Origin of the sequence: Parabacteroides faecis (assembly GCF_014647375.1) — a bacterium.
Classification (GTDB): Bacteria; Bacteroidota; Bacteroidia; order Bacteroidales; family Tannerellaceae; genus Parabacteroides; species Parabacteroides faecis.
The window spans coordinates 343,849-367,944 of record NZ_BMPB01000006.1 but is presented as its reverse complement, the minus strand read 5'-3'; the positions used below and the strand labels follow the sequence as shown (position 1 = coordinate 367,944).

At 41.9% G+C, this 24,096-nt stretch carries 19 protein-coding genes; 17 read left to right on the top strand and 2 right to left on the bottom strand.

All coding sequences use genetic code 11. The annotated features are described in order from the left end of the window. Positions 1 to 11 precede the first annotated feature (11 nt). From IEY67_RS10555 to IEY67_RS10525, 7 genes are all read left to right on the top strand, one after another. Entirely contained in the window at positions 12 to 2,384 is a 2,373-nt protein-coding gene (locus IEY67_RS10555) for an ABC transporter permease (protein WP_183668467.1), read from the top strand. A 4-nt stretch (positions 2,385 to 2,388) separates the two neighbouring features. Next, positions 2,389 to 4,791: an ABC transporter permease gene (locus tag IEY67_RS10550; RefSeq protein ID WP_183668465.1), complete on the top strand. Its 2,403-nt coding sequence runs from the start codon at positions 2,389 to 2,391 to the stop codon at positions 4,789 to 4,791. Between the two features lie 141 nt (positions 4,792 to 4,932). Continuing rightward, entirely contained in the window at positions 4,933 to 6,027 is a 1,095-nt protein-coding gene (locus tag IEY67_RS10545) for a TlpA disulfide reductase family protein (RefSeq protein ID WP_122373737.1), read from the top strand. 76 nt (positions 6,028 to 6,103) lie between these two features. Then, the gene (locus tag IEY67_RS10540) at positions 6,104 to 6,640 is read left to right on the top strand and encodes a DUF4858 domain-containing protein (protein WP_122373738.1); all 537 of its coding nucleotides are present in this window, start codon (positions 6,104 to 6,106) and stop codon (positions 6,638 to 6,640) included. Between the two features lie 88 nt (positions 6,641 to 6,728). Beyond that, the gene (locus IEY67_RS10535; RefSeq protein ID WP_183668463.1) at positions 6,729 to 7,463 is read left to right on the top strand and encodes a lysophospholipid acyltransferase family protein; all 735 of its coding nucleotides are present in this window, start codon (positions 6,729 to 6,731) and stop codon (positions 7,461 to 7,463) included. A gap of 144 nt (positions 7,464 to 7,607) precedes the next feature. Then, the gene (locus IEY67_RS10530) at positions 7,608 to 8,114 is read left to right on the top strand and encodes a hypothetical protein (protein WP_122355480.1); all 507 of its coding nucleotides are present in this window, start codon (positions 7,608 to 7,610) and stop codon (positions 8,112 to 8,114) included. A 21-nt stretch (positions 8,115 to 8,135) separates the two neighbouring features. Beyond that, the gene (locus IEY67_RS10525) at positions 8,136 to 8,954 is read left to right on the top strand and encodes a hypothetical protein (protein WP_183668461.1); all 819 of its coding nucleotides are present in this window, start codon (positions 8,136 to 8,138) and stop codon (positions 8,952 to 8,954) included. A 39-nt stretch (positions 8,955 to 8,993) separates the two neighbouring features. Here IEY67_RS10525 and nudC read toward each other — a convergent pair whose 3' ends face one another. Continuing rightward, positions 8,994 to 9,773 carry an NAD(+) diphosphatase gene (gene nudC, locus IEY67_RS10520; protein WP_183668459.1) on the bottom strand — a complete coding sequence of 260 codons (780 nt, stop codon included), beginning with the start codon at positions 9,771 to 9,773 and terminating at the stop codon, positions 8,994 to 8,996. A gap of 156 nt (positions 9,774 to 9,929) precedes the next feature. On the opposite strand from nudC, the gene IEY67_RS25310 reads away from it, so the two are divergent. From IEY67_RS25310 to IEY67_RS10475, 9 genes are all read left to right on the top strand, one after another. Then, a complete protein-coding gene (locus IEY67_RS25310) occupies positions 9,930 to 10,151 on the top strand; it encodes a 4Fe-4S binding protein (RefSeq protein ID WP_122355486.1) in 222 nt (73 codons plus the stop codon). A gap of 23 nt (positions 10,152 to 10,174) precedes the next feature. Further along, positions 10,175 to 10,558: a hypothetical protein gene (locus IEY67_RS10510; protein ID WP_122373742.1), complete on the top strand. Its 384-nt coding sequence runs from the start codon at positions 10,175 to 10,177 to the stop codon at positions 10,556 to 10,558. Beyond that, a complete protein-coding gene (locus IEY67_RS10505; RefSeq protein ID WP_122355490.1) occupies positions 10,555 to 11,136 on the top strand; it encodes an RNA polymerase sigma factor in 582 nt (193 codons plus the stop codon). The genes IEY67_RS10510 and IEY67_RS10505 overlap by 4 nt, the downstream gene beginning before the upstream one ends. A gap of 379 nt (positions 11,137 to 11,515) precedes the next feature. Continuing rightward, positions 11,516 to 12,190 carry an ABC transporter ATP-binding protein gene (locus tag IEY67_RS10500; RefSeq protein ID WP_122355492.1) on the top strand — a complete coding sequence of 225 codons (675 nt, stop codon included), beginning with the start codon at positions 11,516 to 11,518 and terminating at the stop codon, positions 12,188 to 12,190. Positions 12,191 to 12,209: 19 nt separating this feature from the next. Beyond that, the gene (locus tag IEY67_RS10495) at positions 12,210 to 14,150 is read left to right on the top strand and encodes a TlpA family protein disulfide reductase (protein WP_122373743.1); all 1,941 of its coding nucleotides are present in this window, start codon (positions 12,210 to 12,212) and stop codon (positions 14,148 to 14,150) included. Positions 14,151 to 14,270: 120 nt separating this feature from the next. After that, a complete protein-coding gene (locus IEY67_RS10490; protein WP_183668456.1) occupies positions 14,271 to 16,958 on the top strand; it encodes a S9 family peptidase in 2,688 nt (895 codons plus the stop codon). 36 nt (positions 16,959 to 16,994) lie between these two features. Further along, entirely contained in the window at positions 16,995 to 18,611 is a 1,617-nt protein-coding gene (locus IEY67_RS10485) for a tetratricopeptide repeat protein (RefSeq protein ID WP_122373745.1), read from the top strand. A gap of 170 nt (positions 18,612 to 18,781) precedes the next feature. After that, entirely contained in the window at positions 18,782 to 19,987 is a 1,206-nt protein-coding gene (locus IEY67_RS10480; RefSeq protein WP_183668454.1) for a DUF4934 domain-containing protein, read from the top strand. A 5-nt stretch (positions 19,988 to 19,992) separates the two neighbouring features. Further along, a complete protein-coding gene (locus IEY67_RS10475) occupies positions 19,993 to 21,300 on the top strand; it encodes a DUF4933 domain-containing protein (RefSeq protein ID WP_183668452.1) in 1,308 nt (435 codons plus the stop codon). A gap of 71 nt (positions 21,301 to 21,371) precedes the next feature. Here the strand turns inward: IEY67_RS10475 and IEY67_RS10470 are convergent, their stop codons facing one another. Beyond that, positions 21,372 to 22,601 carry a DUF4934 domain-containing protein gene (locus IEY67_RS10470; protein WP_183668450.1) on the bottom strand — a complete coding sequence of 410 codons (1,230 nt, stop codon included), beginning with the start codon at positions 22,599 to 22,601 and terminating at the stop codon, positions 21,372 to 21,374. A gap of 164 nt (positions 22,602 to 22,765) precedes the next feature. Here IEY67_RS10470 and IEY67_RS10465 point away from each other — a divergent pair, with 164 nt between their 5' ends. Beyond that, positions 22,766 to 24,082: a DUF4933 domain-containing protein gene (locus IEY67_RS10465; protein ID WP_183668448.1), complete on the top strand. Its 1,317-nt coding sequence runs from the start codon at positions 22,766 to 22,768 to the stop codon at positions 24,080 to 24,082. Positions 24,083 to 24,096 lie beyond the last annotated feature (14 nt).

Genomic DNA, 24,096 nt, shown 5'->3' with positions numbered 1-24,096 from the left:
AGTCATCAGCCATGTTGAAACACTATATCATTATAGCCATACGTAATTTTTTCAAATACAAATTGCAGACCGTCATCAGTATTACCGGATTGGCAATCGGATTGGTATGTTTTGCATATGGGATCAACTGGCTGAAATATGAAACTTCATACGACGGTTTTTATCCCCGATCCAAACAGATATACATGCTCTATGGGGTAGACAAACAGACCGGAAAGAAAACAGAGCAGTTACCTCTTATACTGGCAAGAAGGTTAAAACAGGATTTCCCGGAAGTAATAGAGACTACTCAAATATACGGGAAGTACGCATCTGATTTTTCCTACAATGAAAAGCGTGTGCCTAATCCCGACGAAGTCTTTATCGACGAAAATTTCTTCTCTTTCTTCCCGCAAAAAGTAATTTGCGGAAGGCAAGATAATATCCTGCAATCATTAAACGATATTGCGATAACCCGTTCTTTTGCAGTTAAGCTGTTTGGTACTCCGGAAGAAGCATTCAATAAAGTATTAAGTAGCGGTTATGAGAAAAGTCTCAGAATTGTTTCTGTACTGGAAGATACACCCGACAACTCCATGTTTGCCGGAGAAGCTTTCGAACTGGACCGGCATGCACGAAAGGCAGAACAAGAAATACCGGAAGCAAATCAATGGATGTATCTAAATACTAAAATATATCTGTTACTAGATAAAAACACGCATATCGACGCATTCGAAAAAAAGATAACAGACTACACCTCTACCCATAAATACAATGAAACTATCTTTTTGAAGTTGATTCCTATCACAGACGTACGGCATACGTTCGGTACCGAACTATCTTTTAACCTTACTTATATACGGACTTTTGCAATAACCGGATTTCTATTGCTACTCTGTGTATTTTTCAACTTTATCAATCTACAGATCAACCGGACTTATATACGAATTCGGGAAATGAAGCTGCGCAGTGCAATCGGAGCAGGAAAAAAAGATTTGATCTGCCTCTTATTATTGGAATATTCATTGATGATATTCATTGCGACTTTACTGGCATGGAGTTTAATGGAGGTCACATCACCTTTGTTCAGACATGTTTTTCATACAGCAATCGGAAATAAGGATTTATATGCGGATATGATAAAAATCTCACTGTTCAGTTGGATAATAACTATTTTGATCTCCCTCCCGCTGTCTCTGCGGTTTATCCGAACCTCCCAACTGTTAGTATCCGGAGGGGTTGCGCCTCATCGGAAAAGTTGGTTCCGCAAAATAGCAATGACAACCCAACTGGGTATCTGCGTATTTTTTCTGATGTGCGCTTTCATCCTGCTCAAACAAACCTCTTTGATGAAAAACAAGAATCTCGGGTTCGAAAAAGAAGGCTTGATACAGATTACCATGCTGAATGATGACAGGGATGGTACTGCACATGAAATTGTCTCCCTTCCTATTGTTAAAGAACTGGTGATAGCATCGTTTTTCTCTATCATGCATGAGCCTTTTTCATTAACGGAAGTAGAGTGGGAAGGGAAAGGCCCGAATACTAAAGTTAATTTCCATATACTGGAAGTCAGTAAAAACTTTCTGTCCACTTTCCAAATACCTTTATTAAAAGGTCGGGAGCTGGAAGATACTGATCTTGTAAAAGGAACAAGACGTCTTATGAGTTCTAAAGCACTTATTAACGAAGAAGCAGCACGTATCATGGGATATACAGATCCGATCGGTAAAAAACTCAGCTTTTGGAACAATCAACAGCAAGACGTAGAAATTGTCGGTTTAGTAAAAGATTTCCAGTCTACCAGCCTGAGAAATCCGATTCTTCCCGTTATCATTATATTAAATCCTTCCCAATGGAAGAGCTACTTTTACTATGCTAAAGTAAATCCGGGGAATGAAGAAAATGCCATCAAAGCGATCCGGAATGCTTATAAAAAACATGCATTCCCCCACGACCAGCAACCGGAAATTACAACAGTTAACGAAGTACTGAAAGAATTAAGCCGGTCGGAAGATGCAAGCCTGCAACTATTCTCTTTACTGGCAATACTCTGCACGCTCATATCCATCTTTGGACTTTATTCCATATCCTCGGGTAATATAGCCCAACGACGGAAAGAGGTGGCCGTCCGCAAAGTAATGGGAGCTACCTCACGAGCTATTATTAGCATGTTCGTCCGGGAATACCTGTCGATCGCACTCATTGCCAAGCTGGTAGCTCTTCCTTTGGCATGGTTGTTCATGCACGGCTGGCTGGAACAATATCCTTACCGGATCAGCATCCATTTATGGATGTACATCACCATTCTGTTATTAACAATTATCCTGATCATATCTACCGTACTTTACCAGACTCTCAAAGCGTCTGAAACGAACCCGGCAGAAGTCATAAAAAGCGAATAAAATCATGCAAAACAAAACACGGCACTACTTTAAAGTTACTTTTCGGGAATTAGTCAAATATAAAACCCAATCGATTGTCAGCATCATCGGACTGGCAATAGGCTTCACCGCCTTCGTCCTGGGCGGATACTGGCTGTGGTGGGAGACCCATTTCGATAACTTCCATCCGGACGGAGACCGGATTTATTGCCTGACTACTACCGGACTGGTGAAAAAAGCAACGGGTGCCGATGCCGACCTGGACCAGTTACATGTCAACGACCTGGCAGAGATAAAGAAGTTAGTGCCGGAGATCGAAAAAGTATGTACTTTCAGCAATCTCCATTATAGCATAAAGAATAACAACAGTACTCTGAGGGTATATGGTCTGGTCTGCGATCACTCCTTCTTCGACTTTTTCAGAGCCGATTTCATCGCCGGAACCTATAAAGGAACTTATCCGGACGGTACGGCTGTTATCCTCACCGAGAGTATGGCACAGAAGTTTTTCGGAACAACCGACTGTGTCGGTAAAGTGTTCGAACTGAGTGAGCAAACCCGCCCGGTCGTTGCGGGAGTCATCAAAAACTATCCGGATAATTCAGACCTGCTATTCCAGTTTTTGCTGATCGACGAAGTACAACCCTTACGTCATGTTAAGCGGAACACTACATATGTCCGTTTATTGAAAGGCGCAAATGTCAGTAAGATCAAAGAAAAACTCGCTACATACAAAAGTCATGCGGAAGACCCATGGGGAACAGAAAATATCGACCAATGGAAGATCAACTTACGAACACTTCCGGAAGTTCATTTATATTGCCATCCGGAACTGGAAAACAGAATACGCAATATCCATATTCTGGCTTTAGCAGGCTTCATGGCTTTCCTGAGTGCATTAATGAACCTGTTAGTTCTATTTATCGGTCAACAACAACGCAAACAAACGAAAAACAAAACTTATCTATGTATCGGTGCATCTCCTAAAGATATGCTATTAAAAGGTTGGACCGAGCTATTCCTCCCGATGGCTATTGCTTACCTGTTAGCTTTTTGCCTGATAGAGGTTATCTTTCCTTATTATGAAAGTTATACGGCATGGAATCATTACGGAATTTATGAAGGTGTATCGCGGCACATCGACAAGTCTGCTTTATTCTTCAATGCTATCATATCACTCATAGCAAGCATGTTTGTTTTCTGGTTATTGACCCTTCTTCCCATACGGAATATCTTATGCAATATGAAAACAAATCCTATATTCTTTAAGCGAGGATTAATTGTCGGTCAGATATTCATCGGCTCGTTATTTTTCATTACCTCACTTATCCTTTTCCAACAGTTGAATTTTATATTGACCAAGAGCAAGGGATTAAATTATGAAAACGTAATCCAGGTCGATATGGGAGGTGAAAATGCTTATGAACAAGATATTAGAGTATTAATGCCTGAATTGCAAAATCATCCGTATATAACCGATGTTTGCTATACCGCTACGAATGCCAATATATTTACAGAACAAGGGGATTGGTACGGTGCCTACGTTACCCATTTTGCATTCGACCCTGCCGATCCGGATCCCAAAAGGGAAGATCGCGTAATGCTTGTCAGCAAAGAGTTCTTTTCATTCTTTGAACTGACTTTAAAACAAGGGAGCTGGATCGATGACAGTAATCCGAACGATTACATTGTCAATGAAACAGGTTTCAAAGATTTAGGTTATAACGATTTATTGCAACGGTCAATGTACAATAGAGAAGGCGTTACTAACCGGAAGGTATGCGGAATCATTGAAGATTATATTTATTCCCCTATGCAATATCCGGTCGGGAGAACCTTCTTCCGATTACATACGGACAAAGATGTAACGGACTATATTCCTGCTCAGTATTTCTATATCCGCTACATCCCGGAACATAAAAAAGAAGTATTGGAGCATATCTCAAAAGTAACACAAAAACTAAATACTCATGGAGTAACCAGCCAGAATATGTGTATAAAACTATCCGATCTGGTAGACAAATTCAATCGCCCCGAAAAAGTGATCTTCAGCGTATTCAGTATCATCGCAGTCGTCTGTATCCTGATTTCCACCTTCGGAATCTATTCGCTGGTCAGCTTATCAGCCCAGCAGCGTAAAAAAGAGATCGCCATCCGTAAAGTAAACGGTGCCACCTTCTCTCATATCCTGCAACTGTTCTTCAAGGGATATCTGATATTAGTTATTATCAGCAACTTCTTTGCCCTCCCATTAGGATATATCCTGATGAAACGCTGGCTGGAAACCTATGCCAATCATATCACTCTGACTATATGGCCTTTCATTGCCGTATTTTTCATCACCTGTATGATTGTCCTGTTATCCATCTTCCGCCAGGTAAAAGAAGCAGCACAAGCAAATCCGGCAGAGTCAGTAAAAGCAGAGTAAGTTACGCAGACACCGGCACTTCCCAAAAAGAATTAATATTTTAATTCTAGTGAAGGAATTATGCCGGAAATGAAAGAAACTTTCATACTTTCGTATATTCATTTAACCGGAAATATGTATATATTATAATTATCAACATATATGAAGACAAACTTTTTATTCACAATGTTAACCGGACTATTGCTTTTCACGGCCTGTTCGGAAAAGCCAGCCACGACTTATACCATAAACGGTACTATTCCCGATAATTCGCTGGACGGGAAAATGATCTATATCTATAACCGTGACAATAACAATCTCAACATAGACAGTACGGTTGTTACAGGAACCACTTTCACTTTTACCGGCAAGATGGATACAGCCGCTTACTGCCGTATCGATGCCAGCCGTGAATATTATGTCAATTTCATTCTTGAGAACGGAACGATCAATCTCGATCTGAGTAAGCCGGTGTCCCCGTCAGGAAGTCCTTTGAACGATGAGATAGCACGTTTTTTCGCAGCACAGGACAGCATGTCGGACCTGATCGATTCCAAACGGCAGGAATTCATGAAACAAACAGAAGATAAAGAAGAACGTATGAAACTGCAGAAAGACTTTTTCCAGAATGAATGGAAACCGGCTTATCTGGCCATGCTCGACGGATTCTTCGACAGAAACCTGAATAACCCGATCGGAGGAATGGCACTGAACTATATGGATGGCTACCTTTCGACCGATCAGATAAAAGCAAAACTATCCTTATTGAGCGAACCGGTTCGTAACACCCCCAGCATGCAGGAAAGGTTACAACGCTTCGACGCATTGGAAAAGACCGCTGAGGGCAAACCTTTTACTGACTTCACGATCGAGACGGAAGACGGTAACAAAGTATCTTTATCCGACTATGTCGGCAAAGGGAAATACACGCTGGTCGATTTCTGGGCAAGCTGGTGCGGTCCATGTCGGGCAGAAACACCCGTTTTGGCAGAAGTGTATAACCAATACAAAAATAAAGGACTGGAAGTTTTAGGCGTTGCCGTATGGGATAGCCCTGAAAACACGAAGAAAGCTATAGAAGAGTTAAAAATAACCTGGCCACAGATACTGAATGCAGGTGAAAAGCCGACTAAACTATACGGAATCAACGGCATACCTCATATCATCCTGTTCGGTCCCGATGGCACGATCATAGCACGCGACCTGCGTGGCGACGGACTGAAAGCAAAGGTAAAAGAAGTGATCGAAACAAAATAAACCTAAACACGGTGCAGTATTTCGACTTCCCGTACATTTCAATATATAGATTATGTACGGGAAGTTGATATTTTAGATGAGTAAACAAGTAATTATATTATTTTTGATCTGCCTGAGCAATACGGATTATCTATATGCCCAATGGACAGAAAAGGATTCGGTATGGCTTCAGAAGATTCTCTCAGGCAAAGAGAAACTGGAACTTAATCCCGAAGCATTGAAAGCGATCCAATCAGGCACACTGATCAATACGGAAGAACCGGCTTCCAAGATGATCATGGCGCCGGAACAGTCTCCCGCACAATCCATCCAAAAAGATTTTACCGAGTTCGTCCGTCCCAAAGATAGCGAAGACCATAATCCCAACCGTAAAGTAGCATTGAAAGACCTTCCTCCTTCTGTATTCAGGTTATACGGGATGAATAAGCCATTACCCAGAGTTAGAATGCTAGGTTCTTTCCAGGTTTCATCGAATATCCGTGCCGAAGCCCAAAAGCCATCCGGCATCTCTTTCGATAATCTGTTACAACAGGTATTCATGCCTAGTGCACGCCACAAAAGAAAAAATGCACAACGCTGGCAGACTCAGAAATATTACAATAATTATCCGTAACTACAGTAGTAGAATAATTTTTTATACTTTTGTTTCCTTATTAATAAACATAAGGTCGAATTTATAAATACACAATTTAAAGGATAAAATGGAGAAAATCATTTCGTATCCGCTTTCAGCCATCTACTATTTGTTGTTTGGGACTACACTGGCATTCTTTCATGTAGTGCAGTGGATATGCTTCAATCTGTTCGGTTACAAAGCACATAAAAAAAGTGTAGATGTTTTGAGTTTTTTCCTGGTTGCCAATACGTACGTACTGGGAACAAGATACAAAGTGAGCGGATTGGAGAAGCTCCCAATCGACACCCCGCTGATAATTGCCTCGAACCATCAGAGCTTGTACGATATTACCTCCATCTGCTGGTTTATGCGCAAAGTACATCCCAAGTTTATCAGCAAAATCGAGCTGGGTAAAGGTATCCCCAGTATTTCATACAACCTTAATCATGGCGGTTCTGTACTTATCGACCGGAAAGATCCGAAACAAGCATTGACAGCTATCCGCGTCATGGCTGAATATATTGAAACCAACAAACGCTCGGCAGTAATTTTCCCGGAAGGGACACGAAGCAAAACAGGAAGGCCGCGCCCTTTTGCCGAAAACGGATTGAAAATTCTCTGTAAGTATGCACCGTCTGCCTACGTGGTACCGGTCACCATCAACAACGCATGGAAGATGACCAAATGGGGATCTTTCCCTTTAGGACTCGGTAATCATATCGAACTTATCATCCACGATCCTATTCCTGTGAAAGCCAAACCCTTTGCCGAACTTTTTGCCGAAACCGAACAAACTGTTATCGGCAGTATTAAATTATAATTTTTTTCATCTGCTATGCAGTATTTTAAGATCTCGTCCGTTTTATTATAAAGACCATTAATAATTAATCGGATCAGATGCAGCATTTCATTGAAATATTGCGTCTTTCGATTAAGAAATAAAATAAAAAAATAGCGGACATTTATGACTAAATTACAGATATTGGCACTTTTGCTTGCCTCGATCGCCTTAATATTCTTCACCTCCTGCGAAAGTGAGAGCTTCCAGGAGCCGGATGTATATAAGATAACACCTGATTTGCGTCTCAGGATCAACCAGGGTATGAAATCGACCACTAAATCCGACAGAAAAATATTTAATGAGAAATTCGACCGGTTCATAGAGAAATGTGATGAGTTATCTTATGCAAGTAATCCATATACTTGTATGGAGACACCGGAATATCAGGATTTTAAAGAATTCATGCTTTCTTCCTCTCCCAACGTATCTTATTTGTTGATGGATAAATTCCTGAAAAAAGAAATAGATTTTTTCTCTTATATCATCCATGATATTCTTATGGCTTCACAGCCTGCGATCATGGATCAGATCTCAGAGCAAATGAAATCTGTAGGAACACTGGAAGAAAGTTTTTACCTATATCCACAGCTATGTCTGAATATATGGGTAGATACACTGGATAATCAATAAAATAATATCGTAGCGTCCCTCATGAAGAAAAGAACTGAACATATATGGACAATATTCGTCTGCATCCTGTTATTTACGAACGGGATGGTCAGTTGTGATTCTTCAGATCTGGATAAGTTGCCGGTAAACGATAACCCGGAAGTAACATTTGTCAATGATGAAGTTCCTCAAAGGTTATCTCTTAATAACGCACGTCTGAAGCGGATCGTACCCGGTTCGTTCGATTCCGTTTATTCCGGCAAAATTTATGAGTACAACAACGAAGGACAATTATCCCGGATTTCCGGCTGTATGTATAACGGGACGACAGTGACCGATACAACTGAATATAATATTTATCAATACGACCAGGAAGACCGGTTGATACTTACTTCCAATTTTACAGCAAATAAAAATGTACCGGCAGGATTTATCAACCTGCAGACACAAGTCTACATCTATTCAAAAGAGGGAAAAATGGAAAAGAGTATCACTTATTATCCGGTTATTTCGCAATCTGAATACGATGTCTATAAATACAAGAATAATATGCTGGACCGGAAAGAACATTACGGTACTTCCGGAGCTTTGGAAAGTTATACGACATATACCTATGACAAGGTCGGCAAATTGATTCTGGAACGCTATTATGCGGCCAATAATCAATTGATCAATTATATACAATATTCTTTTATCGACGGACTGAATACCCGGTCGGTCACCTTTTCCTCAACAGGAGAAGCAATCAGAAAAGTTATCAACACATACGATAGCAATTATAACCTTATCCGTTCAGAGTCGAAAGAACTTGTCTCATACAGTTCCCTGGCTGATTTCACGGCACAATATGAATATGAATAACGCTCAATTTCACTATTCATATTGTGCCATTATGTAACATTATTTATTCTGTTCCAGCCACCAGTCGATCATCTTACGCGCCAAACTGAGCTTCCGGGGAAGTTCCGGCAGATTTTCTTTTGTGAAGAAAGCGCCTTCGCTCAGTTCTTCATCCTGCAAACGGATCGTTCCACTGACATAATCGGCAATAAACCCGACCATCAGGTTACTGGGATATGGCCACGGTTGATTTCCAAAATAAGAGATATTGGCGATCTCCAACCCTGTTTCTTCCATTACTTCCCGTTTTACACATTCTTCCAAGGTCTCTCCCGTTTCCAGGAAACCGGCAACCAGCCCATGAAAAGATCCCTTAAAATTCCGGGCATGAACCAGCAATATCGAATCTTCTTTACGGATCAGGACCAATATAGCCGGAGAAACAACCGGATATATCTCATATTTACAGGCAGGGCATTGTTTGGATATAGCAGTCTGCAGAACTGTTCGTGTCCCGCAGGCAGGACAGAAACGGCTGTGCAAGTCCCAATAAATCAATTCGTAAGCCTTACCGGCTATAGTATGCAACGTTCCATCGAGATAATCGTACGATGCCCGTAATCCCATCGGTACGAAACCAGCGGTTTCTTCCAACGGTATTCCGACAGCAGCTGTCCGACAGGGTACATCCCGGAACGAACAGACTTCCAATACATTCTCTACCGGGACAGGAGGATCGATACTACAAGGGATTGTATAGGTTTCACCTTCTTTCTTCAACAGTAACTGGTCGTTGAAAAAAATAAACCAGTACACAGGTGCATTATTTACATTGCTCATCACTTTTTACTTTTGAACGCACAAATATACAGACTAATGCAAGATATAATTCAAAAAAATAGTTCTATTTAAAATATTCCTTCGTGTCAATCGTCTACAAGAACAGAAGGCATGTCTTACTAAACAGATTTTTAATTATTAAAATGGAAACAGAAAATGTTCGGAAGAAAAAGAAAAGAAGTCATATCTTTACAAGTCTTTGCGTATGAGTGTAGTGGATGCGGATATTGTGCAAAAAGATGCCGTAGAGATGTTTTGAAGATGGTGAATAACGGTAGTTGCAGTTATGCCACAGTGAGCAATCCGGAAAATTGCGTTGGTTGCGGGAACTGTGTAAAAGTATGCCAAACGCACGCCATCGAATTAATAACAGAGTAATAAACAATATAATTTATATCACAATGAGAAATTCAAGAATATTCAAAGGAGGATTCGCTTTCCTGTTCTTTGTAGGTATATTTGCTTTAGCGACACTGGCTGTCATGTTTTTATGGAATCTGCTGGTTCCTTCCGTTATCGGTTGGGCGGCCATCACTTACTGGCAGGCTGCCGGTTTTATGGTACTTACCCGCCTTCTATTCGGTGGTATCGGAAAATTCGGTCAATTCGGACGCCAACCGGAAGGCTTTTTTTTCGGTAATCAGGAAAGGGATGCCCGGTTTAAAGAACGAATGAAGAATATGTCATGGGAAGAACGTCGGGAACATATACGCAAGCACATGGCTGATTTTCGTAACGGTAGATTTGATATGCAGGAACCGGCCTCCGGTAATACACCCGAATGAAAGAGATATCTACAAATACATCAGCCAATTCAGAACGGGACATACGGATTGCGGATATCTTCCGGAAATATCAGGCACAACTGAAAGGATTCATAGCCAAACGTGTTTCATCCAAAGAAGATAGTGAAGATATCCTGCAAAACGTATTTTACCAGTTCATGAAAAGTGACCAGGAGGATAACCCGATTGAACAGATCGCCGCCTGGTTATATTCGGTTGCCCGCAACCAGATCATCGACCGAAGCCGGAAGCATCGGGAGGAAGAAATGCCGTATCTTTCCAATAACGAGGATGACGGTACTTTCCTGAAAGAACTTTCCGAGTTAATGCCCGATGAAGACCAATCGCCGGAAATGGATTTCATCCGTTCCACCGTCTGGGAGGAACTGGAAAATGCCCTGCTCGAATTACCGGGTGAGCAAAGGACTGTCTTTGAACTGACAGAACTGGAAGGTATCCCGTTCAAAGAAATAGCGGAATCGACCGGAATACCGGTCAATACGCTAATTTCCAGAAAACGATATGCGATATTGTTCCTCCGGAAAAGGTTATATAGTTTATATGAGGATATTTTATAACCCCCCCGTCTCAAAGAGTAATCGTTCCCCCCATTCAAACAACGGGTAAGAGCTATACGGATCTATCCTTTTCAAACTATCAAAATGATAATAATATAGCGGGTAAATCGGATTAGTATAGTGGGTAAATGAAAATACCCCCGCGACTAATATTTTTTAACGTATCAGAAATTACACAAAACATTCATTTATATTTACATTTTGATATTTCCAGCTATCAAAACTTATCCAATTCCTTTTCCGTGCGTTTTCGAACCAGATTCGTGCGGATATGCACAAGCAACGAGCGCCCCAAAGACCATATACCCATACATATCAGCTATTTACAAAATTGGCATAGCTTTTGTTCTCTATATAGCAAATTAAAATTCTTATACTCATGATTAAGACAGTAGCATTAGAAAAAATCTTCCGCACAGAAGAAGTGGAAACATGGGCCTTGAACAAGGTGAATATAGAAGTGAAAGAAGGAGAGTTTGTAGCAATTATGGGACCTTCCGGTTGCGGTAAGTCTACACTACTGAACATCCTGGGATTACTGGACAATCCAAGCGCCGGTGAGTATTACCTCAATGGAACGGAAGTGTCTAAATTCACGGAAGCTCAACGTACCAAACTGCGTAAAGGGATCATCGGTTTCGTATTCCAGAGTTTTAACCTGATAGACGAACTGAATGTATATGAAAATATAGAACTGCCCCTGCTTTACATGGGAGTTTCAGCCGCAGAACGCAAGCAGAAAGTGAAAGAGGCAATGGAACGTATGGCGATCGTCCACCGCGAAAAGCATTTTCCGCAGCAATTATCCGGAGGTCAGCAACAACGTGTCGCCATCGCCCGTGCCGTCGTTGCCAATCCGAAACTGATACTTGCCGATGAGCCGACAGGTAATCTGGATAGTAAGAACGGACAGGAAGTGATGAACCTGCTCAACGAATTAAATAAAGAGGGCACGACCATCGTTATGGTAACCCATAGCCAGCATGATGCCGGATATGCCTCACGCATCATCAATCTGTTCGACGGACAGGTTGTGACGGAAACTGTAATCTGATACTCTAAACCAATCATCCATGAAACAGTTATTCTTATCTTTCATTGTTCTTTTTTGCTGTACGATCGTACAGGCAAAAGAACGCGTAATAGAACTGCCCGCTTTCGACGCATGGAGTTCCACATCCCTTGAAGTGCAGAAAGTGGTATTGAACGATACGGCAACTATCGTATACATCGACGCTTTCTATCGTCCTCACAATTGGATCAAAATTGCTACGGGTAGTTATCTGCAGGCAGACGGTAAAAAATATGAAATACTGTCGGGAGTCGGAATGGAACTGGATAAAGAAATATGGATGCCTGAATCGGGTACTTACTCTTTCCAGATGATTTTCCCGCCGCTACCGGAAAATACAAAGACAGTCGATTTCTCTGAAGGAGATGTAGAAGGTGGTTTCAGCATCTGGGGAATCCATCTGGATGGCAAACCGGCCTCTTCCTCACTGGCCGGGAAAAAGAATCCGAAAGAAACACCGGTATTGGAAACACCTGAATTAAAAGCCGGTATTGCCACTCTGAAAGGACATATTGCCGGATACCGTCCGGAAATGAAACTGGCAGGTTCTACCTGGACTTTCAATCCGATCACCGGCAATACAGATGAAAATTCGATCAAAGTGGACGCGCAAGGGAATTTCAAACTGGAACTTCCTCTCAATCACATCTCTATTGTCGGTATATCAGCTAATTTCATGCAGGCACAGGTTTATCTGAAACCGGGAGAAACGACCACTGTCGAAATCAATTTTCCGGAAATATGCCGGGCACAATCGAAACTGCAAAAAGATAAACCGTCACTCGGTGAAAAATATTACTTTAGCGGCGGTTTGGCCGCATTGAATAATGAGATATGCAACGGACCGCTCCGCGCACTGCCGGTAGGCATTAATTCGCAGGCTGATTATGAACAAATGTTTAAAGATGTGGCTGCGATGAATATCGATCAGTATAAACAATATTGGCTGAACCGCAGGGAAAAGGGAATAAAGGAACTGGATAAATATCCGGAAATCAGCGACGCTTACCGTAAAATCCTGTTAATGAATGCCGATATGGAAACAGCCCAACAGTTAATGGGTACTTATATCCTTGAATATGCCTATCGGCAGATTAACAATATCCCACGGGATTCGGCTGCTACCGGATTTGTACAACCGGAGATCACCGCTGCTTATTACGATTTCATTCCTGAATTTATCCCCAATTCACCGGTCGCACTCTATTGTTCGGATTTAACTTATATTATTCGTAGTCTCCAATATGCCAATTTATCAGGTAAACCACTGCCGAAAGATATCAAAGAACTTCCTGACAATACAGCTGACATAGCCAAACTGATGGGAACGAACGAAGGATTCCTGTTCGACCTTATAGCAGCACAAAAGCTGGCTCTCCCGATCCAGGAGTTCCAACCTCTTACCGACGACCAGTTGGCCGAAGCCGATAAGATATCACCGGTAATCAAAAATATCCTGACCGATATGAACAATAGGCTCAAGCTGACGATCGAAGAAAACAAGAAAAAATCGGGCTATGTAGTGGATCGTGTGAATACGGCTGATATTCCGGCTGAGGAATTATTCAATGCGATCACGACTCCTTACCGTGGAAAAGTTGTCTTTGTCGATTTCTGGGCAACCTGGTGCGGCCCTTGCCGGATGGCAATGAAGCAAACGGAACCGGTGAAAAAGGATTATGAAGGAAAAGATGTCGTATTCCTCTATCTTGCCGCCGAAAATTCACCGAAGGGAGCCTGGGAGCAAATGATCCCGGATATCAAAGGCGAACATTACCGTGTTACCGGGGAACAATGGGAATATTGGGGAAAGAAATTCGGTATCCAGGGTGTCCCATCTTATATGGTAGTGGCAAAAGACGGTACACCGGTCCATTTCCAGGTCGGTTTTATGGGAGTGGACAAGATGAAAGAAATGATCGACAAAGAACTGGATAAGTAAAATTTTCAGGATATAGCACTTTATAAAGGCGAAGACACAGCAAAGGTCTTCGCTTTTTTTTGTGATAAAATCAAAAAATCGTAATATTGCATTCATAAACATTACACACTTATTGATAATATGGGATATCTTAAACAACTGGTTCTTTTAATTTGTCTGAGCGCTTATTGCAGTGTTTCCGCACAAGAAGCGAAAAGAGCAATGACCTTCGACGAAATGGTTAACTGGAAACGCATCACGGAACAGACAATATCCCGCGACGGGAAATGGGTTGCCTGTAAAATGGAACCCTGGCGGGGAGATGCCAGCCTCTTCGTTTATAATGCCAAAGGAGAGATGACAGCCTCTTTTCTTCCTGCGGGCCATGCCGAGTTTTCTGCCTCTTCCGGCTATCTGCTGGTTACCAAAAAGCCGGAACTCGAAAAAGTAGAAGCACTGAAACTAAAAAAGACGAAAGAAGAAGATATGCCTTCGGACGAACTGGTCATTTTCAATCTCCGGGAAAAAAAGGAGACGATCGACTCGCTGAAATCATACAAACTATCCGAAAGTGCAGACTGGATCGCTTATAGACGAAACAGTAAATCGGATACGGTATTACATGTCCGTGCACTGGACGGAAGTAAAGAGATGTCGTTTTCAGATGTAAAAGAATTCGGTTTCGCCAGGAAAAGTAATATTCTATATTATTCGACCGATTCGACATTATGTACCTACAATCCTGACAAGGGTAGTTCTCTGATTTTCGAGGGGAAAGGTGTTATCTCAAAAGTAACATTCAATGATACAGGAAATAAAATAGCTTTTCTTCATTGCCCGGACAAAGATTCCACAAATACATTATACTCACTTTATCTGGCTGAAAACAACGCACCTGCACGCCCGATCGCAGAAAAAAAAGACAACTTTCTCCCTGCCGGTTGGGTAATCAGCGGAAACGGCGACCTGCGTTTTTCAGAAAACTCCGAACGTATTTTCTTCGGAACAGCTCCTGCCCCACTACAAAAAGACACTACAAAACTGGACGAAAACCGTCCGGACGTACAGATATGGAAATGGGACGAAGATATTCAATACACCCAGCAGGTATATAACAAACAAAAAGACTTGAAAAAGACGTATACTGCTGTATATAATATCAACAGTAATAAGTCATTCCAGCTCGCAGACAAAAATATCCCGAATCTGCTGACAGCCGATGAAGGAAATGCCCCGATCGCCTTGCTATCAACCAATTTACCATACGCTACGGAACAAATGTGGGAAGGCAGAAGCCGTTACGACATCTATACAATAAATATGGAAACAGGAGACCGCAAACAGATAAAGGAAGCAGCAAACACCAATATGCGCCTTTCCCCGAAAGGTTCTTACGCCTACTGGTACTGCGTTCAAGACAGTTCCTGGTATACCTATTCCATAGGAAACGGAAAAGAATACCGCCTGACCACTCCTGCGACATTTGCGGCATGGGACGAGGATAACGATGTTCCGGATTTTCCGTCTCCGCACGGCCTTGCCGGATGGACGGCAGACGATCGTAATATCTTACTATATGACCGTTATGATATATGGAAATTCGATCCTATGGCTGAGGTCACTCCTGTCAACCTCACAATCAACGGACGGAAGGAGCAACTTTCTTACCGTCTGATACAATTGGATAAAGAAGATAAATTCATTGATACCAAAAAGTCGCAGTTATTACTGGCTTTCAACGAGAAAACAAAAGGTTCGGGATATTACAATGCATCTCTTTCTACTCCTGCCGTACCCAAGACATTACTGGCCGGAAACTTTATGCTGAAAACTCCGGTCAAAGCTAAAAATGCAGATGCTGTAATCTATACATCAGAAACATTTGAACAATATCCGGACATACGGCTATCCGATCTGAGCTTCAAAAAATCCATCCAACTGACACATGGAGGAGACCAGCAAGATAAATTGAACTGGGGTACGGCAGAACTTGTGTCCTGGATTTCTCTGGATGGTGTTCCTCTGGAAGGGGTAGTCTATAAACCGGCAGATTTCGACCCGGCAAAGAAATATCCGGTCATCGTTAATTTCTACGAACGTAATTCGGAAACACTCTACGCTTACCATATGCCGGAACCTCATCGTTCCACCATCGATTATCATTTCTATACCAGCAACGGATATATTATCTTTAATCCGGATGTACGCTACGTTGACGGTTATCCCGGAGAAAGTTGCTTCAACTGTGTAATGCCGGGAATCACATCATTGATCGCCAAAGGGTATGTAAATGAGAAAGGAATCGGTGCACAGGGACATAGCTGGGGAGGATACCAGGTTGCCTATCTGGCCACCCGCACCAATTTATTTGCAGCCATCGAATCCGGTGCGCCGGTAGTGAATATGTTCAGTGCATACGGAGGAATACGTTGGGGATCCGGATTGAACCGTTCTTTCCAATATGAGCACGGACAGAGCCGTATCGGCGGCACTTTATGGGATTCTCCGCTGCAATATATGGAGAACTCACCATTATTCACCATGGATAAAGTGGAGACGCCTATCCTGATCATGCACAACGATAACGACGGTCATGTGCCCTGGTATCAGGGAATCGAATATTTTGTAGCTCTTAAACGCCTGCAGAAGCCGGTTTGGTTACTTAATTACACCGGTGAAATCCATTGGCCGATGCGATTGGCAAACCGTATCGATTTTCAAAAACGTATGTTCCAGTTCTTCCAGCATTACCTGAATAACCAGCCGATGCCTCAATGGATGAGCGAAGGTATTCCGGCTGTCGATCAGGAGTTCAAATTAGGATACTAAATAATACAAGTTTTTGTATATAACCCGATACATATCATGAAAAATGACTTTTTGCTGTTCATTATTATACTATCCTTCTCTGCCTGTACAGGCAGAGAAACAAACTATTGGTTAGAGCAAGCAGAAAGTCATCTGAACAATAAACCGGACAGCACATTGATATTATTGCGCAAAATCAACAATCCCGACAAACTCGCGAACTATCCTAAGGCAAAATATAATCTGTATCACACAGTCGCTGAAATACAGAAAGGAACCAGGATCCGGACAGATTCTCTGATATCGGAGGCGATCGATATATTCATCGCCAACAATGATTCTGTCAATACCTCTAAAGCATGTTTTTGGGCTGGACTCATCAATATGAATGCGGATAATTATGTGCGCGCCGATTTTTTCTTTGTCCGCGGCATCCCATTTGCTCCCGATGCAACACTGCGCACCAGACTATACGAATATAGCGGCATTTCTCTTCTGAGTAATGGGAAACCGGAGCAGGCATTGCAGCAGCATTTACAATCCTTGCAAGACACGGCTTTCATTTCAATACCAGGGAAAGCAGCTGTCTTAGCAGACATAGGACAGGCTTACCGGTATACCGGACAACCGGACAGCGCAATCATTTATTACCAGAAAGCGATCCTAAAATCCGTAGAGGCCGGTTCGACAGAACAGACAGCCTTTTTCTACGAAAAAATAAGTGATATAGAAAAAGAAAAAGGAGATATAGAAAGTGCCACTACCGCCCTGAAGTCCGCCATAGATTTTGGTTACAGACGTACAAGCTATCCGTACCATATGCTCGCACAAGCACAAATATATATAGCTGCCGGAGAAATTGACTCAGCCGGAATATATCTGAAAAATGCGATACAGAGCACCAACCCTTACATAGCCACCCGGGCCTATCAGTTGCAAGCCCATTTATATGAGCAGGGAAATAAAGCCGAACAGATATACTATGCCTGGAGAAATTACAGGCAAAGCTTCAATAATATCTCCGGTGAAGTTCATTCTGAAATAATGAAACAAAGGTACCAGGAGGAATTATTGAAAAACGAGAACAATGAACTGAAACTCAAAAAGAAACAACAGGACATTTACCTCCTGTCCTTATGTCTGGCACTGATCACGGCTTGCACCATCTGGTATATTATTTACAGCCGTTTACGCAAAAAGAAAATAATCAGTGAACAACAACTCAAGGAACAGGAATTGAAAAACCAGGTAGCCCAGCTTGAAAAAGAACGGGAATTGATATCTCTGCGAGAAAGGGCCACGGCTTTACGCGAACAACTGTTCCGCCGTCTCTCCGCTTCCCAGAAAATCCCTTCTCTGACCGGTAGAACCAAAGAGAGTACGGAAGAGAGTAAATCGAAATTGACAACAGAAGAAATAGAAGAACTGATCCAAACCGTCAATGAAATATGGTCGGGATTTGCCGAACGTCTGAAAGAAACTTATCCGCTACTCAGAACGAAGGATATTGCTTTCTGTTGCTTACTGAAAAGCGGTATCAGTACAAAAGACCTGGCCTCCATCTATTATATCACTCCCTCCGCCATCAGCCAGAAAAAAGCACGAATGAAACGGGAAAAATTCGGAATGGAAGACGAGAACCTGACACTGGATGAGATTTTGAATACATTTTAATGACATGAAACAGAAAATGTCAACGCTTTTTATCTACGATAAAATAGTAAACAATTACACTTCAGCCACATACAACGAATGTTTGTTTTAAAAATGTCAATTCACTTTCTCCTCTTTTATCAATATTAAAGGATATATTTGCTTCCAACATTATTCAAAGCAATATTATTATGGAGAAGTTTGGAAATCTTATTATCGGTTCACTCTGCCTGTTATTGGCCGGATCCTGTCAAAACAGCAATAACATGTCATTCAGTAACGGACTGGAAAATTCACCAGTTGTCGGAACCTTTGTACAAGTCGGGGACGATCAGGTCCTTGCATGCGATCAGAAGCTATTAACAGATTCCATACGTTTGCCGCTCAGTTTCCTAACAGAAGAAGCAGAGATCATTCATCTGGACAATCGGGATGAAGCATTGGTAAGCGACAGCCGTTTACTTGCTTCCGATAATTATATACTTATCTGGAATAACAAACAAAACCCATTCAAACTCTTCGACCGGAAAGGTAAATTCCTTACTACGATCGGAGCCTATGGCCAAGGTCCCAATGAATACCTGAATGTATATGATGCCAGTCTGGATGAAAAGAACAACCGCATTTATATCTTACCCTGGCAAAGCGCCCAAATATTGGTCTATGACCTGGAAGGTAACCCGTTACCTCCTATTCCCCTTTGCCTGAGAGTACCCAAAGGGACATTTCAGGTGAATCCTCAGGATTCTACTGTCGCTGTAGTCTTACTACCCTTTCAAGGAATACCGGCTATAGCCTGGACACAGGATTTCCAGGGGAATAGAATTAACTTTATAGAATCCGGACATCTCCAGACTCCACAGGATTTCAGCAATGAAGTAATCACTAATAATAATATAGCAGGTACTTTTGATGTAAATATCCTTTGTATTATGCCTACACGTGTGGACAGTCTTTACCATTATGATTTCCGGAACAACCGTCTACGTCCCTGCTTCACATTGAACTTCTATGAAGATCCTATACCCTGGCACGGCTACGTCGAACTTCCCAATCATTTCATGGGTGATGCATCTTACCCGGTGAGAGAATCGGCCAATACTTTCACTTCTTCGCCTCCTGCCTATTATATTGTGGATAAAAAAACCGGAAAAGGAGCATTCTTCCGTTTGTATAACGACTTTCTAGGAGGATCTGAAATCGGAGGAGCACTCTATTCTTTCTGTAATGGCTATTTTTACAAAAACATGGAACCGGCAAATCTGAAAAACATGTTGGAAGAAACACTAAAATCCGACGGATTATCAGAAGAAAAAAGACAGGAACTGACAACATTGGCACAATCGCTCCATGAGAACGATAATAATATCGTCATATTAGCGAAATTAAAACATTGATATAAATGAAAGATATATCATACAGTCTGTTTTTTGCTTTCCTGATCCTTCTATCCGGTTGTAAGCAAAAGGGTGAAGATAAAAACTATTCACCTACAGAAGAGATTTCGCGTCAGCCGACCGGGCCTCAATATACAGCCAGGTATGACCGGACAAAACCAGTAGAGATGATAGATGTCGAATCAGCCATCTCGACATCCTCTGATGTGCGATTAAGCGAAGTCGCTTCAACTATCGAGTACTTTCAGGTGGGAGATGATAAATATCCGGTCACCGATGTGGTTGCCGTTGACGGAGGTTTCATTGCCCTGAACCAACCGAAACTGTATCTTTACAGGCAAGGACAAAAGCGGAAACGTGTAGGACTGAAAACAAAATACGGCGATTGGAAAGATTATATCTCAGGAAATAACCTGTTTTATGACAAAGCAACAACGAAACTGTACGTGTTATTAAAGAAACTAGATCCTGAAACCGGATATTCAGACAAGTTCATTGTTGAATTACCACCTCTGGACAGCGTGTTAGCCAGAACACATTATCTATATGCAGATTCATTACCTAACCGTTATGTCCTGAAAAACTGGGCGGAAATATTCACATCGGAGATGTATCTCCGACGGTTCAATTACCCGGGAACCGGATTCGATCACGGGGTAACCACATTCAATCTGAAAAATGATACCATTTGTAACTTTTATGCTGGAATCGATTCTTTCGGAATAATAAAGGATGATAACTTTTATAATTTTACACTTTACAATACATCCTATTTATATGATAATAAACCAACGTTTTCCGCTACTTATTGCGACACAGTCTATCGCCTGTCAGATCATCAGACAATTGTTCCTGTCTATAATATCCATTTAGGAAAATACAAAGCGTCAGCCACCTATGTATTCAATAAAGGAGATAAACGAAACAAAGCATGGGTGGATGATCTGAAAGAAAATCCGAAAGGTGTATTCCTGAAAGTCCATCGGGAAGGAAAAAGTAGCAAATCCGGCTGGTTGGATAATAAAAACAAAGAAAACCGGGATTTCCCTTCTGAAGACTATCTGATGGTTTATCTGAAGAACAAACGTCAGACCAGAGCATTGCCTCTGAAAGCCACAGGAATGACAAACGATCTGGATGGTGGCTTGCCTTTCTGGCCTGATGGGCAAACAGACGAATATATGTATATGATCCGCCCGGCAAAAGACCTGAAACAACGAATCAAGCTGACTGGTTCCCCTAAACAGGAATCATTAAAGAAGTTCCTCAGTGATCTGCCGGACAATCAGAACGTCATGATCGTAATTAAATAATTTCACAAAAGCTGTATTAGGGAACGCAAACGACACAGAATGCGTTCCCTAATACAGCTTTTACTTATATCTTATTTTTTAAGCCGTGCTATCATCAAATAATTATTATCATTCTCGCTTATCGAATGTTGCAGGTCCGTCAGTTTTTTCTTCATCTCACCGGAAAGAGTCTCTTTTTTCAACAAATTTTCGATATCGCTTAATAAATTCCCGGGTTCAAGGTTACGAACAAAATGTCCGTTAAAAAAAGTCGAACTAGGCCAATCGATCTCCTGATCACCGAAATAATCGTTATACATCTTAAAATAAGCACCTTTGCAAGTGCTCTTGTCGACTATATAGTGAACCATTTCTCCTGGCGTCGCAACTGTTCCGGATTCAAACTGTTGAACGACAGGGGGACCTGAATATTGTCCGGTAAAATGATCCGGCCACTCATTATAACCGTGCCAGGGAATAGGATCGGTGGCAACATGCTTGAATGTGAAGGTAGGATATATCCGGTTATTTTCAATGTCATACCGATATAATGAATCAGGACGGGTCGGTTCGATGCACAAAATACCGAAATCAAATACACCGGGAATATTAAAATTACACATCACCTCATTATTGAATGTCCACGGAACTTCCAGATGTCCGGGAGCAACCTCCGCCAGATGCTTGCCCGACAGGTCCTGTGTCCAGACAACAGCCGGCGTATTCGGGAACGGCAATACAGCTACAGTAACTGTCCCCCTATCCGGATCTACTTTGAAATTTGCTTTAGGACAACGAATGCCCAACGGCACCGGATCCAATACATTTCCCTGCAGATCGTAGACTAAAAGTTGGTTTGTCTGCCAGGGCATCAGATAAACACGATTGTTTTTTTCATCGATCTGGGCATCGTACACAGATTTATACTCACCGGGCCCCTGTCCTACAGATCCTATATCCGTCAAATAATTACCTTCCCGATCGAAAAGTTTAAATGCCGTAGGCGGATATCCGCTATGTATCAAAATATAATTATCAGAAAGACTGACTCCGCACTGGGTAACCAATGCCGTATCCCGCCCATCCAGTTTGATAATTTCCAGATCTTCAGCAAAGAAACTGAGAGGGAGCCGGATCGTATCTGCCAGAAGTTTTTGGTCGCATGATAAAACCTTATCGTCACCCACTTGAACATATTCGGCCACAACCGGACAATCTTTCAAAAGGTTTTTACGCCCGCTGTCACGTTTATTTCCTGTAATACAAGAAACGGTTGTCAAAACGATCAACAACCCACCCAAAAGTTTCGAACTTGCATTCATATTGATTTGGTATTTAGATTAGTATATACAAATAAAGCAATTAAATTGCTGAAAAGCAATAATATTACTATTTTTTCGTAAATAAACGATAAAACCGTACCGAATAAGTACAATTAAACAAATTATCCTTATTTTTGATGCAATCTATTAAAACAACGCATATCATGAAAACGCTTTCTGCTCTGATCGCTATCTGTACCGTATGTCTCAGTATCCTGGGCAGCTGTAAAGGAAAAGAAGAAAAGAATATCCGTCCGGTCACTCCGCCCAAATACGAAGGGAAGGTGGATTATACGGCAACTCCAATCTCCATCGACCTGGAAAAGACGATCGAGGGTGACAAAGAGCCATTGAAACTCAGCCAGATCGCATCAGAAATAGAGTATCATATTGTCGGAGACGCAAATTATACAATTACACAGGCCATATCCATACCGGATAGTAACGCTTTTCTGACATTCAACAATCCGCGGCTCTATTACCGGAAAATAGGGAAACCGAGTAAACGTTACGGATTCAAAGCACTGGCCTACAAATGGAACAATGAAATGAACGGGCACAACCTGTTCTATGACAAAAAGACTACCCGCATGTATTGTGCCTTGAGTGGTAAAGATCAAAATAACAGGGGAACCGACGATCCTTATTATCCGCAGATCGCCGAACTCCCACCGTTGGATACTATGCTGACAATCAACAGATATGTTTTTCCGGAAATAGTAGAAAAAAAATACCCGATCAACCTGCAAAACGATAAACTTCTGGGATTCTCTTCTTCCGGATATATGCTAAGTCATTATGAAGACTCAACAGGTATTCCGAATAGTTTGCTGACCTTTAATCTGGAAGGAGAAACTCTCTGCAAGTTCATGCTGAAAGAACAATCGGCACTCTCCAGGAAAGAGACGGACAATATCCCGTTCTTCCAGACCTCCTGGTGGAATGAAGCACAGGATCAAATGACATTTATGATCCCCTTCTGCGATACGGTATATCAGTTACGCGATCCGCAAACGGTCGTTCCGCTCTACAATATCCATTTCGGGAAATCCGGAGTTCTTTCCGATTATGAAGAAGGACAGGAAGTGAAAGACGGGAAAATGTGGTTACGTACATTATATGAAAATCCCAAAGGATTATTTATGGGCATATACCAGAAAAAGGGGCCAAAACTTGTAAGCTGGCTGGGATACGAATATGAATATAAACCGACACTGAGTTACCAGGCCGTTTACCTGAAAGAGGAAGGTAAAACATTTGTACTTCCACGCCGAGAGCAAGGCTTCATCAACGACCTGGACGGCGGACTTACCTTTTGGCCGGACGGACAAACGGATAATTATCTTTATATGATCCGTACCCTGACGGAAATGCGCATGAATGTAAAACGAACGGGCTCTCCGGCACAACAGAAACTGCTGGAGTTACTCGATAATACCCGGATAAAGGAAAATCAATATGTGATGATCGTAGTCAAGTAATAAAAGAACTATCT